Below are 12,922 nucleotides of genomic sequence, written 5' to 3'. Positions count from 1 at the left end.
GGGAGACGATGATTGCGCGATCCATGCGTGCATTGGTGGCTGCGGCCGCCATGCTGTTCGTCACAGGCGCGGGGGCACAGGAGGTGAAGCATTATCGCTTCGCCTACGACCAGCCCAAGATCACGGGCTATGGAATCCTTGGCGACATCTTTGCCGAAAAGCTGAAGGCGCTGAGCAAAGGCACGATGCTCATCGACCAGTATCCCGGCGCGCAGCTCGGGCAGGAGCCGCAGGTGCTGCAGCTCGTCAAGGCGGGTGATATCGAATTCTGTATCTCGTCGTCTGCGAACGCCGCGACGCTCTCGCCGCAGGCCGGCGTGATGTCGATGCATTTCCTGTTCCGCTCGGAAGATCATCTGATCAAGGCAATGGCGGATCCTGCGGTGGCGAGCGCAGTCAAAGCGATGATCTCGGACACGGTTCAGGGCGCCCACGTCATTGCGCTTGCGACTCTTGGTCTACGCAACATGTATTCCAAGCGCGAGATCAAGAAGGTCGACGACATGAAGGGCCTGAAGGTGCGAGTGCAGGCGACGCCGACCGAGGACACCATGTTCCCGGCCTACGGCGCGCAAATCGTGCACATGCCATTCGGCAGCGTCTACACGTCCTTGCAAACCGGCGTGGTCGATGTCGCCGAGAACGGCGTCAACGTCTATCTCGCCAACAAGCATTACGAGGTGGCGCCGGTGCTCTCGATGACCGAGCATGAGGCCAACAACAGCCTGGTCTGGATCAGCGACAAGCTCTGGAACAGCCTCACACCTGAGCAGCAGGGTTGGGTTCAGGCCGCGGCGGACGAAGTCAACAGGACGCAGCCGGCCAAGGCGATCGAGCTCGAGCATCAATCGCAAGCCAAGCTGAAAGCGATCGGCGTCAAGATCGTTCCTGATGTCGACAAGTCGGGCTTCATTGCGATCGCCAATCCCTATCTCGACAAGCTCGCCAAGGATCTCGGCCCGCATGCCGAGAAGATCAAGGACCTGATCCGGGCGATTAATTAGGGCGGTGCTCGGCTCTTTCACCGAGCCGTCCCGGCGAAGGCCGGGACCCATAACCACAGGATTGAGTTTGGCGAAGACTCGGAGTCGCCAGCTCGCGCAACAACTCCCTTTCGGGGTTATGGGTCCCGGCCCCCCGTGCGCAATTGCGCACTAGGCCGGGACGACGGAGAGGTCGATGCCCATTTCCGACAAGCTCGTACTGCAACGGCAGCGCCATCTGAAATGGCGCTGGCTCGACTGGCTCGAGCTTACGCTGATGGTCCTCTGCGGCGTGCTGTGCTTCGGCTTCTCGCTGTCGGTCACCGCCGACATCGTCACCCGCACCATCGGCCATCCCTGGCTATGGCTTCAGGAAGTCACCTCGACGCTGTTCATCTATGCGATCTTCATCGGCACCGCCGCGGCGACGCGTCGCAACGATCACCTCTATCTCACCGCGATCTCCGAGGCGATGCACGGTGCACCGAGGATCATCGTCGAGATCATCATCCGCCTCATCGTGCTCGGCGTTGCCTTCTGCCTGATCCGGTACGGCTACCAGAACTATCTGCGCGGCTTCGGCAGCTTCCGCCTGCCGTCGGGCACGCCGATCGCCTCGCTCTACGCCATCATTCCGCTCTCCGGCATCCTGATCGGCCTCTTTGCCATCGAGCAGCTCGTCAACGGCCTGCGCAATGGGTTTGATCATCCAGAACCGCCGGACGAGGACGCTGCGCCCGTCGTGACCGAAACGCAGGCGAGGGCGCAGCCGTGAGCGCACCCATTGTCCTGGCGCTGATGTCGATCTGCTTCCTGTCGTTCGGCTATCTCGGCGTGCCCGTGCCGTTCTCGCTGATGGCCGGCGTCTTCATCGGCGCGATCCTGTCCGATGTCTCGCTCGCCGCCATCATCCAGAAGATCTTTGACGGCGTCGATTCCGAGGCGCTGCTGGCGATCCCCTTCTTCCTGCTGGTCGGCGAGCTCATGAGTTCGGCCAATGTGGTGGTGCGAATAGCCAACCTCTCGGTGTCGCTGGTCGGGCATATCAGGGGTGGGCTGTCGCAGGTCGTGGTCGTCTTCAGCATGTTCTTCTCGGAAATGTCCGGCTCGACCACGGCCGACGTCGCCGTGATGAGCCGCGCATTGGGCGGCCCGATGAAGCGCGAAGGATACGAGCCTGCCTTCATCGCCGCGATCATCGCCTCGGCCTCGACCATCGCGGCGCTGGTGCCGCCGAGCATCACGGCCGTGGTGTACGGCGCCGTCGGCAACGTCTCGATCGCGGGCTTGTTCATGGCAGGTGTGGTGCCCGGCCTGATGATCGGCTTCGGCCTGATGATCTACTGCTATTTCTTCGGCCCCTCGGGCCTGCGTAAGCCCCGCGCGCCGCTGCGGCAGGTGGTGTTCGCGGCCGGCGATGCGGCCCTGCCGCTGATGATCCCGGTGATCCTGTTAGGGGGCATTCTGACGGGCTGGTTCACGCCGACGGAGGCCGGCGTCGTCGCCGTGGTCTGGATCATCCTGGTGGTGATCCCCGCGCTGAACCGCGGGCATTTCAGAAAGATCCCGTACGATTTCTGCCTCGCCGGACTCATCTTCTCACTGCCGCTGATCACCATCGGCGCAGCCAATGCCTTTGGCTGGATGCTCGCCTATTTGCGCGGCGCCAGCTACATCGCCGACATGATCACCTCGATCGCCGGCAACGATCCGCATCTGATCATGCTGCTGATGGTGCTGCTGTTCACCGTGGTCGGCGACTTCATCGAGCCGGTGCCGACCATCATCATCTTCATGCCGCTGGTGAACGCACTGACGGAGGCCGGCGACATCAACGGCGTGCACATGGGCGTGGTGCTGATCGCGACGCTCGCCTTCGGCCTGATCACGCCGCCTTATGGTCTGGTGCTGCTGATGGCCTCGAAATTCGTCGGGATCAGCTTTGCCAGGGCGCTACGCGCGGCGCTGCCGATCTACGTCGTCTTCTTCGCGACCATCGCGTTCGCCATCTACTTCCCGAGCGTCGTGCTGTGGCTGCCGCAGCACGTGCTGCCGGAATCAGTCGGCTGCTTCAAGTCGCCAGCGGGGACGGGCTACATCTGCCCGCACTAGACCTCATTTGCTTTTGCTCGTGAACTTCTTCACGGCGAGCCGAAACTCCTCCGTGTTCATCGCCATGATGATCCTGTGCTCCTCGGCATCTAACTGCTGCTTCACCGGCGTGTTCGCGGCCGCATAGACCAGCGATTTCGTGCCCGCGATGGCCGGTGGCGGGTTCTGCGCGAGGCGCTCGGCGAGCTGCCGCGTTTCGGCTTTCAGCTCGGTTGCAGGAACAGTCTTGACGACAAGCCCCCATTCATAGGCCTGCTGTGCGGTAAAATTGTCCTCGGCGAGGAAGATTTGCAGCGCGCGGCGCGAGCCGACCGTGCCGACGATCCCGACCGTCGAGCCGCCATCCGGCGACACGCCGATCTTGGCATAGGCGGGCGTGAACTTGGCGTCGTCAGCGGCGATGCAGAGGTCGGTGACGAAGGCGAGGCCCATGCCGGCGCCGGCGGCCGAGCCGTGCACGCTCGATAGCGAGATCTTTGGCATCCGCCTGAGGATCTCGATGAAGGCATGATAGTGCTTCAAGAGTTCGCCGACCACAGGCGTCACAGTGTTGGCCTCGGCCGCAGCGCCGATCGTCTGCAGATCGCCGCCGGCCGAGAAGGCACGGCCTTCGCCTTCGATGACCACGACCTTGATGGCATCATCGCCCTCGATATAGGCCGCGAGTTGCTCGAGCTTCTGCGCGATCGCGAGGTTGACCGAGTTGAACGCGGCGGGGCGGTTGAGCGTGATGGTCGCGATCGCGCCCTCGATCCGCAGCAGCGCGGGATCGTCAGGCTTTGAGACGGGAGCTGGCATTTTGAAATCCCCGGCTGGAGGTCCGTTGCTGCAACTAAATCGCAGAAGGGCAGGGGTGACAATCCCCACCTACGGCCCTTGCGCCGGGCGGAATGATCGGCTCAAATGGGCCCGCCTTCGTTTAGGGACGGACACGAGCGCCGGCTCCTCCTAGGCTAGCCAAGCCAGATCAGAGAGAGGAGACGACATGGGTTACGCTCATGTCTTGCGGAAATGGGCTGTCCAATGACTGAGGGTCCTGTCATCATTGTCGGTGCCGGCCATGGCGGCTACCAGGTCGCGGCATCGCTGCGACAGGCGGGGTTTGCCGAGCGCATCTGCCTGATCAATGACGAGGCGCATCTGCCCTATCAGCGGCCGCCGCTGTCCAAGGCCTACATCAAGGGCTCGGCCGGGCCCGAGAGCCTGATGTTCCGCCCCGAAAAATTCTATCAGGACCAGAAGATCGAGCTGATCTCGGGGCGCGCCGTGTCGATCGACCGGGCGGCGCGAAAACTGCTGCTCGCATCTAGCGAGACGCTGCCTTACGGCCATCTCGTGCTGGCCACAGGCGCGCGCAACCGCTTGCTCGATCTGCCCAACGCCAATCTGCCCGACGTGAAATACCTCCGCATCCTCGACGAGAGCGAGGCGCTGCGAGCCATCATTCCGTCAAAGACGCGGGTGGTGGTGATCGGTGCCGGTTTCATCGGCCTCGAATTCGCCGCCACCGCGCGCATCAAGGGCCTGGACGTGGACGTGCTCGAGCTCGCCCCGCGCGTGATGGCGCGCGCGGTGACGGCGGAGGTCTCGGAATATTTCCAGGCCCGCCATCGCGAGGCCGGCATCCGCATTCATCTCGGCGTGCAGGCCACCTCGATCGAGGCCGAGAACGGCAAGGTCACCGGCGTCAGTCTCAGTGACGGCCGCCATCTGCCCGCCGACCTCGTGGTGGTCGGTGTCGGCGTGCTGCCGAATATCGAGCTTGCGGCCGAGGCGGGCTTGCCGGTTGCCGCCGGTATCATCGTCGATGAATATCTGTCGACGGCTGATCCCGACATTTCCGCGATCGGCGACTGCGCGCTGTTCGCAAGCCCGCGCTTTGGCGGCTCGCTGCGGCTGGAATCGGTGCAGAACGCCACCGATCACGCCCGCTGCCTTGCGGCACGGCTGACCGGCGATAAAAAGCCTTACGACGGCCATCCCTGGTTCTGGAGCGACCAGGGCGACGACAAGCTGCAGATCGCCGGCCTCACCACCGGCTACGACCGCGTCGTGCTGCGCGGCGATCCCGCCAAGAAGGCGTTTTCGGCGTTCTGCTATCACGGCGACAGACTGCTCGGCATCGAATCCATCAACCGCGCCGGCGATCACATGTTCGGCCGCAGATTGCAGGCCATGGACCGCTCGATCACGCCGGAGCAGGCCGCCGATGAAAGCTTCGACCTGAAGAGCGCGCTGGCTTGATCTCCCCGTCATTGCGAGCGCAGCGAAGCAATCCAGAGTCTTTCCGCGGCGGCAGTCTGGATTGCTTCGCTGCGCTCGCAATGACCGGAGTATTGCCTAAAGCACCGCCTTGACCTCCGCAGCCGTCGGCATCGACGGCCCGGCACCCATGCGCTGCACTGAGATCGAGGCGGCAGCGTTGGCGAAGGCGAGGGCGGCGCGCAGAGGCGCGCCATCGGCAAGCTGCGAGGCGAGCGCGCCAACGAAGCAATCGCCGGCGCCCGTCGTGTCGACCGCCTTCACCACGCGGCCCGGCACCGCGAATTCCTCGCTGGCAGCGAGCGCGAGCACGCCGCGTTTTCCCAGCGTGACGCAGATGGTCTGGTCCGCCCGCGCCTGAAGTTGTCGCGCGACGGCGATGATCTTCGCCGCCTGGTCGCTCTCGGCAAGTTCCACGCCGGCGAGGAAGCCGAGCTCGGTCTCGTTCAGCACGAGAATATCGACCAGCGCGAGCAGCTCGCCCGACATCTTTTGCGCCGGGGCCGGATTAAGCAGCGTCGTCGCTCCGGCGCGACGCGCCCGCGCGAAGAACGCGGCAATCGTCGGCAGTGGGATCTCGAACTGGCTGACCGCGACGTCATCCTTCGCCAGCGGGACGTCCGCGACGTCCTCGGCGCTGACCAGCGCATTGCTGCCGGGAATGACGACGATGGTGTTGTCGGAGGCCGCGACCGTGATGATCGCGGTGCCGCTATGCGTGTCGGCATCGCGCACCGAGCCGAGATCGACGCCCTGCGCAGCGAGGAACGCCCGCAGCTCGGCCCCGAACGCATCCTTGCCCAGCCGCCCGATCAGCGTCGTCCTCGCGCCGAGCCTGGATGCCGCCACCGCCTGGTTCGCGCCCTTGCCGCCCGGAAAATACAGCACCTCGCGGCCGGCGACGGTCTCGCCGACTTTGGGGTGGCGATCGGCGGTCGCCACCACATCCATGTTGATGCTGCCGGCGACGAAGACGCGCCCCATTGCAAAATCCCTAGACCCTGACTTCGAACTCGTGCCTGACCTTGGCGATGTCGACAAGGGTCGGCAGGCCCGCCTCGTTGCCGAGCCGCTGGATCTTGTAGGTCGAGGCGGCGCGGGCGAAGTCGAAATGCTCGCGCCAGCTTTTGCCGGGATGGGCGAGGTAGGAATAGACATAGGCGCCGTGGAACACGTCGCCGGCGCCGTTGGTGTCGATCACGCGCTCGCGCGGGATCGGCATCGCCGGCATCACCTGCACCGTTCCGGTTTCGTCGTACCAGAGCAGGCCCTTCTCGCCCATGGTGACGCCGCCGATCTTGCAGCCGCGGCTCTTGAGATAGTCGAGCATCTTCTCCGGCGTCAGGTCCATCTGCTCGCACAGGCGCTCGGCGACGATGGCGACGTCGATGAATTCAAGCAGCTCATGCGTGTTGGTGCGCAGGCCGCCGCCGTCGAGCGAGGTCAGGATACCGGCCTCGCGGCACACCTTGGCATAGTGGATCGCCGCATCCGGCTGGTGGCCGTCGACATGCAGCGCGCGGCAGCCGCCGAGATTGAGCATCGGGAACGGGTGGATGTGCTCGTCGTCGCGGCAGCGGACGATGGCGCGCTTGCCGTCCTTGGGCATGATGAAGGACAGCGAGGACTGGTTCACCTTGCGCGGATGCAGCGAGATCGCGTATTTCGCGCACATGTCCTGGAACATGCGTCCCAGCCAGTCATTGGCGGCGGTGGCGATCAGGTCGGGCACGATGCCGAGCTTGGCGCAGCAGAACGCCGCCGTCACCGCGTTGCCGCCGAAGGAGACCGCGTAGTCCCGGGCCACGTGCTTTTCGTCGCCGGTCGGCATGTGGTCGGTGATGAAGACGACGTCGATATAGGTCTGTCCGATAAAGAGAGCCTGCATTGCTTGTCCGTGATGCGCTGGGTGGTCCCGGCCGGCGCACTTACTCTAGCACCGGTTCCGCGCGAAAGACGCGGAAATTATTCACAAAACCGGCCCGAAGCGCTTGAGGTCGGCCCAGGGCCGGAATACGACCATGTCAGGCCCGTGCCAAGCCCGGACATTTGCCGTTGCCCGGCCCCATGGTTCCAGGCCGATCAAAAGGGACAAGCATGATCACCGGCCTCGATCATATCGTTGTTCTGGTCAAGGATATCGGTGCGGCCAAGGCGGCCTATCAGACGCTGCTCGCGCGCGCGCCGGCCTGGCAGAATTCCGGCGAGGGCGCCGACCGCGTGCTCTTCACCCTCGACAACATGACGCTCGAATTGATGGCGCCGAGCGGCTTTACCGCGACCGCGGACCGGATGCGTGCGCTGCTCGACGAGCAGGAGGGCGTGCTCGCCAGCTTGTGCTTTCGTGTCGCCGACATCGGCAAGATGCACCGTCGGCTGGACCGGGTGGCACTGAAGCCGGATCCCGTCGCCGAGGTCGAGAGCAGCGACGACGCCTCGGGCGCGGCGCTGCACTGGAAGCGCACGCGGGCCGCGACCGAGCTGACGCGCGGCGTGCGCATGTTCTTCCTCGAGCTTGCCGAGGAGCGTCCGAAGTCGGTGGCCTCAGACGTTGCGCCGATCGACGGGCTCGATCACGTCGTCATCACCACCGAGGATTCCGATCGCGCCGCCGCGCTCTACGGCGCGCGGCTGGGGCTCGATCTCGCGCTCGACCGCTCCCATCATGATTGGGGCCAGCTGATGTTCTTCCGCTGCGGCGATCTCATCGTCGAAGTGGTGCGCCGCCCCGTCGCGGGCGGAGACTCCCGGCATGACCGGCTCTGGGGCCTGAGCTGGCGCGTCGCCGACATCGACGCCACCCGCGCCCGCCTCATCGCCGCCGGCCTCGATGTCAGCGAAGTGCGCAACGGCCGCAAGCCCGGCACCCGCATCATGACGGTGCGAAGCGGCACCTGCGGGATCCAGACCGTGCTCTTGGAGCGCTCACTGAGGCCGGTGGAGTAGGGCGGGGGACACTCTCGCCTCCGTCATTGCGAGGAGCCCTTGCGGCGAAGCAATCCAGGCCGTCTCCGCGGCGGCAGTCTGGATTGCTTCGCTGCGCTCGCAGTGACGGTGTTGAGGCAGTTGCGCGCCTCTCTCCTATGCGACCGGCCGCCCGCATGATACATGCGATCTGGACGACCACCCAGCGAGCACCCGGTTTGGCGAAGGCAACCGCAAAGCGAACTCTGAAATGGCAGCGCGACCCCGAGGGGATGCGGCTGCGCATTCTCGAGGCGGCCAAGCAGGAATTCTCCGCCCACGGGCTCGCCGGCGCTCGCGTCGACCGCATCGCCGCCAAGGCCGGCGCCAACAAGCGCATGCTGTACTATCACGTCGGCAACAAGGACGAGCTTTACCTCGCCGTGCTCGAAGGCGCCTACGACAAGATTCGCAGCGAGGAGCGGGGGCTCGATCTCGAACACCTCGATCCGCCCGAGGCGATCAGGCGGCTGATCGAGTTCACCTGGAACTACTTCCTGCGCAACCCCGAATTCCTGTCGCTGCTCCAGACCGAGAACCTCGCCCGCGCCAAGCATTTGAAGCGCTCGACCAAGGTCAAGTCGATGCACTCGCCTTTCGTCGAGATGATCCGCACCGTGGTGCGGCGCGGCGTCGCCTCCCGTGATTTCCAGGTCGCCGTCGACCCGGTGCAGCTCTACATCTCGATCGCGGCGCTCAGCTTCTTCTATCTCTCCAACTCGGCGACGCTCAGCGTGATCTTCGGCCGCGACCTGCTCGCCAAGGACGCCAAGGACGAGCGCCTCGCACACATGGTCGGCCTGGTGCTGGCGGCGCTGACGGGAAAGTCGGCCGCACTGTTCGGGATCGCGAAGGCGCCGAAGTCGCGCACTGCGATGGCGCAGACGGTTTAGTTTCCCCGATCTCTCTCCCGTCATTCCGGGGCGGTCCGTAGGACCGAACCCGGAATCTCGAGATTCCGGGTTCGATGCTTTGCATCGCCCCGGAATGACACTGGCGTGTGGAACCCCGCCACATACCATCCCAGCGAACTCTTCTGGACAGTATTTATCCAACGGGTTAATTTCTGCCCGATCGAGAAACCGCGAGCGAGGCGAAGACCGCGCCGCGAAGGGAGCACGCACCATGACCACCCAACGCCTCGGCCTCATCATGAACGGCGTCACCGGCCGCATGGGGCTCAACCAGCATCTGATCCGCTCGATCGTCGCGATCCGCGACCAGGGTGGCGTCCGCCTGAAGAACGGCGATCGCGTCATGCCGGATCCGATCCTGGTCGGCCGCAGCGCCGAGAAGGTCGAGGCGCTCGCCAGGCGCTACAACATCACGCGCTGGACCACCGACCTCGATGCCGCGCTCGCCGACATCAACGACACCATGTTCTTCGATGCCGCGACCACGCAGGCGCGCCCCGGCCTGCTGACCCAGGCCATCACTTCAGGCAAGCACGTCTATTGCGAGAAGCCGATCGCGACGAATTTTGAGGAGGCGCTCGCGGTCGTCAAGCTCGCCAATGCCAAGGGCGTCAGGCACGGCACGGTGCAGGACAAGCTGTTCCTGCCCGGCCTGAAGAAGATCGCCTTTCTGCGTGACAGCGGTTTCTTCGGCCGCATCCTCTCGGTGCGCGGCGAGTTCGGTTATTGGGTGTTCGAGGGCGGCTGGCAGGAGGCGCAACGGCCGTCCTGGAACTACCGCAGCGAGGACGGCGGCGGCATCATCCTCGATATGGTCTGCCATTGGCGCTACGTGCTCGACAATTTGTTCGGCAATGTCCAGAGCGTGGTCTGCATCGGCAACACCGACATTCCCGAGCGCTTTGACGAGCAGGGCACAAAGTACAAGGCGACCGCGGACGATTCCGCCTACGCCACCTTCCAGCTCGAGGGCGGCGTGATCGCTCACATCAACATGTCCTGGGTCACGCGTGTCTATCGCGACGACCTCGTCACCTTCCAGGTCGACGGCACTCACGGCTCGGCCGTCGCAGGCCTCACCGATTGCATGATCCAGGCGCGGCAGGCGACGCCGCGCCCCGTCTGGAATCCCGACGAGAAGCGGCTGCACGATTTCTACGGCGACTGGCAGAAGCTGCCTGACAACGTCACCTATGACAACGGCTTCAAGGAGCAGTGGGAGATGTTCATCCGCCATGTCTACGAGGATGCGCCCTACAAATTCACGCTGCTCGAAGGCGCCAAGGGCGTGCAGCTCGCCGAATGCGCGCTGAAGAGCTGGAAGGAGCGGCGCTGGATCGACGTCGCGCCGATCAAGGCGTGAGATTTGGCGCTAAGCCCCGATGTCCGCCACACCGTCATTGCGAGCGAAGCGAAGCAATCCAGAGCCTTTCCGGAGAGGCAGTCTGGATTGCTTCGCTGCGCTCGCAATGACGGGGAGAGGTCCGAAATCATGAACAAGTCTGTCCAGCCCATGTCATCCCTGTCGCTCAAGCTGCCGAAGGCCGATCGCTCGATCGAGACCTACCGGTTAGCTGCCTCGCGCACGTTTCCCGCAAAGCTCGAGGGTCCGCTCAACCGCATCGCCTTCTCGGCCGTGCATACGGTCGCCGATCCCTTCGCCGACAACGATCCGTGGCTCTCCGTGGCGGTCGACTGGGACAAGACCATCGCCTTCCGCGAGCATGTTTGGGATCTCGGCCTCGGCGTTGCCGAAGCCATGGACACGGCGCAGCGCGGCATGGGGCTGGACTGGCCGACCTCGCTGGAGCTGATCACGCGTTCGGTCGCGGCCGCCAAGCGGCGCAACGCGCTGGTGTTCTCCGGTGCGGGCACTGATCATCTTGCTGTGGAGGATGCGAGGAGTCTCGACGACGTGATCCGCGCCTATGAGGAGCAGGTCTCGGCAGTTGAGAAGGTCGGCGGCCGCATCATCCTGATGGCCTCGCGCGCGCTGGCGAGGCTCGGCCGTGGCGCCGACGACTATGCCAAGGTCTATAACCGCGTGCTGGCGGGGGTGGCGCAGCCCGTGATCATCCATTGGCTCGGCGACATGTTCGATCCGGCCCTGGCCGGATATTGGGGCACCAGCAATCTCGACAAGGCGATGGACATCGCGGTCGCCATCATCAACAACAACGCGGCCAAGGTCGATGGCGTCAAGGTCTCGCTGCTCGACAAGCAGCGCGAGATCGACATGCGCCGGCGCCTCGACAAGCGCATCAAGATGTACACCGGCGACGATTTCAACTATGCGGAGCTGATTGCCGGCGACGAGAAGGGCTTTTCCCACGCGCTGCTCGGCATCTTCGACGCGATCGCACCGGCGGCATCCTACGCGTTGTCGCGGCTCGCGGCGGGTGATGAGACCGGCTTCCATGATGTGCTGGGGCCGACGGTGCCGCTGTCGCGCCACATCTTCAAGGCGCCGACGCGCTTCTACAAGACCGGCGTCGTCTTCATGGCGTATCTCAACGGCCATCAGGACCATTTCACCATGGTCGGCGGGCAGGAGAGCGCGCGCTCCATGCTGCATCTGGCGGAGCTGTTCCGGCTCGCCGATCAGGCCGGCCTGCTTGCCAACCCCGAACTCGCGACGCGGCGGATGAAGACCGTGCTGGCCTCGCACGGACTGGAAGAGTGATGCGCGATTTTTCATCCGACCATCGCTGGCTCTCGCTCAACACGGCGACCGTCCGCAAGCAGGGTGACCTTGTTCAAATCATCGAGGCCTGCGCCAGGCACGGCATCCGCGCCATCGATCCCTGGCGCGATCAGGTCGCTTCTGTCGGTCTCGATCGTGCGGTGCGCGCCGTGCGTGATGCCGGCCTCGATCTCTCGGGCTATTGCCGCGGCGGCATGTTCACCTCTGACGCATCGCGCCGGGGCGAGGTGCGCGACGACAACCGCCGCTGCGTCGACGAAGCCAAGGCGCTGGGCGCGTCCTGCGTGGTGCTGGTCGTCGGTGGCCTGCCGCAATATTCGCGGCCCGGCAGCGAGGCGTCAAAGGACATCGCGGCCGCCCGCGGGCAGGTCGAGGACGCGCTCGCCGACATGCTCGACTATGCCAAACAGGCAAACCTGCCGCTGGCGATCGAGCCGCTGCATCCGGCCTATGCCGCCGATCGTGCCTGCGTGAACACCACAAAGCAGTCACTCGACATCTGCGACCGGCTCGACCCTGCTCGCACCGGCATGCTCGGTGTCGCGCTCGACGTCTATCACATCTGGTGGGATCCGGAGTTGATGGACCAGATCGCGCGCGCAGGGAAAGACCGCCTGCTCGCGTTCCACGTCTGCGACTGGCTGGTGCCGACCAGGGACATCCTCAACGACCGCGGCATGATGGGCGACGGCGTCATCGACATCAAGTCGGTGCGCGCGGCGGTCGAGGCGCAGGGCTTTGGCGGCTATTCGGAGATCGAGATTTTCTCCAACGACTGGTGGGCCAGGCCGATGGACGAGGTGCTGCGCACCTGCATCGCGCGACACCGGACGGTGGTTTAGCTCGCACCTTCAGTCTCCTCACAGGCTTGCGAGCCGTCGCAGCCTGCTTCGGCTTTCGGCGGCAGATCGGACATTGGTCGGTCTGCTGCCCGCTCGCCCCGGCCGTGAATGACCCTGGCTGTGTAAAAACGCGAACAGTCG

At 64.7% G+C, this 12,922-nt stretch carries 12 protein-coding genes; 9 read left to right on the top strand and 3 right to left on the bottom strand.

Annotated features, from left to right (window positions below; translation table 11 throughout):
• Window positions 1–8: 8 nt before the first annotated feature.
• The 3 genes from ACNJX9_RS28515 to ACNJX9_RS28505 all read left to right on the top strand — a co-directional run bounded on the left by ACNJX9_RS28515 (window position 9) and on the right by ACNJX9_RS28505 (window position 3,095).
• Complete coding sequence (locus ACNJX9_RS28515; protein ID WP_439405328.1) at window positions 9–1,004, top strand: TRAP transporter substrate-binding protein; 996 nt, start codon at window positions 9–11, stop codon at window positions 1,002–1,004.
• Window positions 1,005–1,179: 175 nt separating this feature from the next.
• Window positions 1,180–1,758, top strand: coding sequence for a TRAP transporter small permease (locus ACNJX9_RS28510; RefSeq protein WP_439405327.1), 579 nt, complete (start codon window positions 1,180–1,182; stop codon window positions 1,756–1,758).
• On the top strand, window positions 1,755–3,095 hold the full coding sequence (locus ACNJX9_RS28505) for a TRAP transporter large permease (protein WP_057753297.1): 1,341 nt from the start codon (window positions 1,755–1,757) through the stop codon (window positions 3,093–3,095). Before ACNJX9_RS28510 ends, ACNJX9_RS28505 begins: the two co-directional genes overlap by 4 nt.
• A 3-nt stretch (window positions 3,096–3,098) precedes the next feature.
• Here the strand turns inward: ACNJX9_RS28505 and ACNJX9_RS28500 are convergent, their stop codons facing one another.
• A complete protein-coding gene (locus ACNJX9_RS28500; protein ID WP_439405325.1) occupies window positions 3,099–3,893 on the bottom strand; it encodes an enoyl-CoA hydratase/isomerase family protein in 795 nt (264 codons plus the stop codon).
• 225 nt (window positions 3,894–4,118) lie between these two features.
• Here ACNJX9_RS28500 and ACNJX9_RS28495 point away from each other — a divergent pair, with 225 nt between their 5' ends.
• Window positions 4,119–5,339 (top strand): NAD(P)/FAD-dependent oxidoreductase, encoded by a 1,221-nt coding sequence (locus ACNJX9_RS28495; protein ID WP_439405324.1) that lies wholly within the window; start codon window positions 4,119–4,121, stop codon window positions 5,337–5,339.
• Window positions 5,340–5,435: 96 nt separating this feature from the next.
• Here the strand turns inward: ACNJX9_RS28495 and rbsK are convergent, their stop codons facing one another.
• On the bottom strand, window positions 5,436–6,341 hold the full coding sequence (rbsK, locus tag ACNJX9_RS28490; RefSeq protein WP_439405323.1) for a ribokinase: 906 nt from the start codon (window positions 6,339–6,341) through the stop codon (window positions 5,436–5,438).
• A gap of 10 nt (window positions 6,342–6,351) precedes the next feature.
• Entirely contained in the window at window positions 6,352–7,245 is an 894-nt protein-coding gene (locus ACNJX9_RS28485; protein WP_057753288.1) for a sugar kinase, read from the bottom strand.
• Window positions 7,246–7,454: 209 nt separating this feature from the next.
• On the opposite strand from ACNJX9_RS28485, the gene ACNJX9_RS28480 reads away from it, so the two are divergent.
• The 5 genes from ACNJX9_RS28480 to ACNJX9_RS28460 all read left to right on the top strand — a co-directional run bounded on the left by ACNJX9_RS28480 (window position 7,455) and on the right by ACNJX9_RS28460 (window position 12,781).
• Complete coding sequence (locus ACNJX9_RS28480; RefSeq protein ID WP_057753286.1) at window positions 7,455–8,303, top strand: VOC family protein; 849 nt, start codon at window positions 7,455–7,457, stop codon at window positions 8,301–8,303.
• Between the two features lie 155 nt (window positions 8,304–8,458).
• On the top strand, window positions 8,459–9,214 hold the full coding sequence (locus tag ACNJX9_RS28475) for a TetR/AcrR family transcriptional regulator (RefSeq protein WP_205668265.1): 756 nt from the start codon (window positions 8,459–8,461) through the stop codon (window positions 9,212–9,214).
• A 232-nt stretch (window positions 9,215–9,446) separates the two neighbouring features.
• Window positions 9,447–10,598 carry a Gfo/Idh/MocA family protein gene (locus ACNJX9_RS28470; protein ID WP_057753284.1) on the top strand — a complete coding sequence of 384 codons (1,152 nt, stop codon included), beginning with the start codon at window positions 9,447–9,449 and terminating at the stop codon, window positions 10,596–10,598.
• A 129-nt stretch (window positions 10,599–10,727) separates the two neighbouring features.
• Window positions 10,728–11,918 (top strand): dihydrodipicolinate synthase family protein, encoded by a 1,191-nt coding sequence (locus ACNJX9_RS28465; RefSeq protein WP_439405321.1) that lies wholly within the window; start codon window positions 10,728–10,730, stop codon window positions 11,916–11,918.
• Window positions 11,918–12,781, top strand: coding sequence for a sugar phosphate isomerase/epimerase family protein (locus ACNJX9_RS28460; protein ID WP_439405320.1), 864 nt, complete (start codon window positions 11,918–11,920; stop codon window positions 12,779–12,781). Before ACNJX9_RS28465 ends, ACNJX9_RS28460 begins: the two co-directional genes overlap by 1 nt.
• Window positions 12,782–12,922: the final 141 nt, after the last annotated feature.

Source organism: Bradyrhizobium sp. BLXBL-03, assembly GCF_051853015.1.
GTDB lineage: Bacteria > Pseudomonadota > Alphaproteobacteria > Rhizobiales > Xanthobacteraceae > Bradyrhizobium > Bradyrhizobium manausense.
This window is presented reverse-complemented; position numbering and strand designations above follow the sequence as displayed.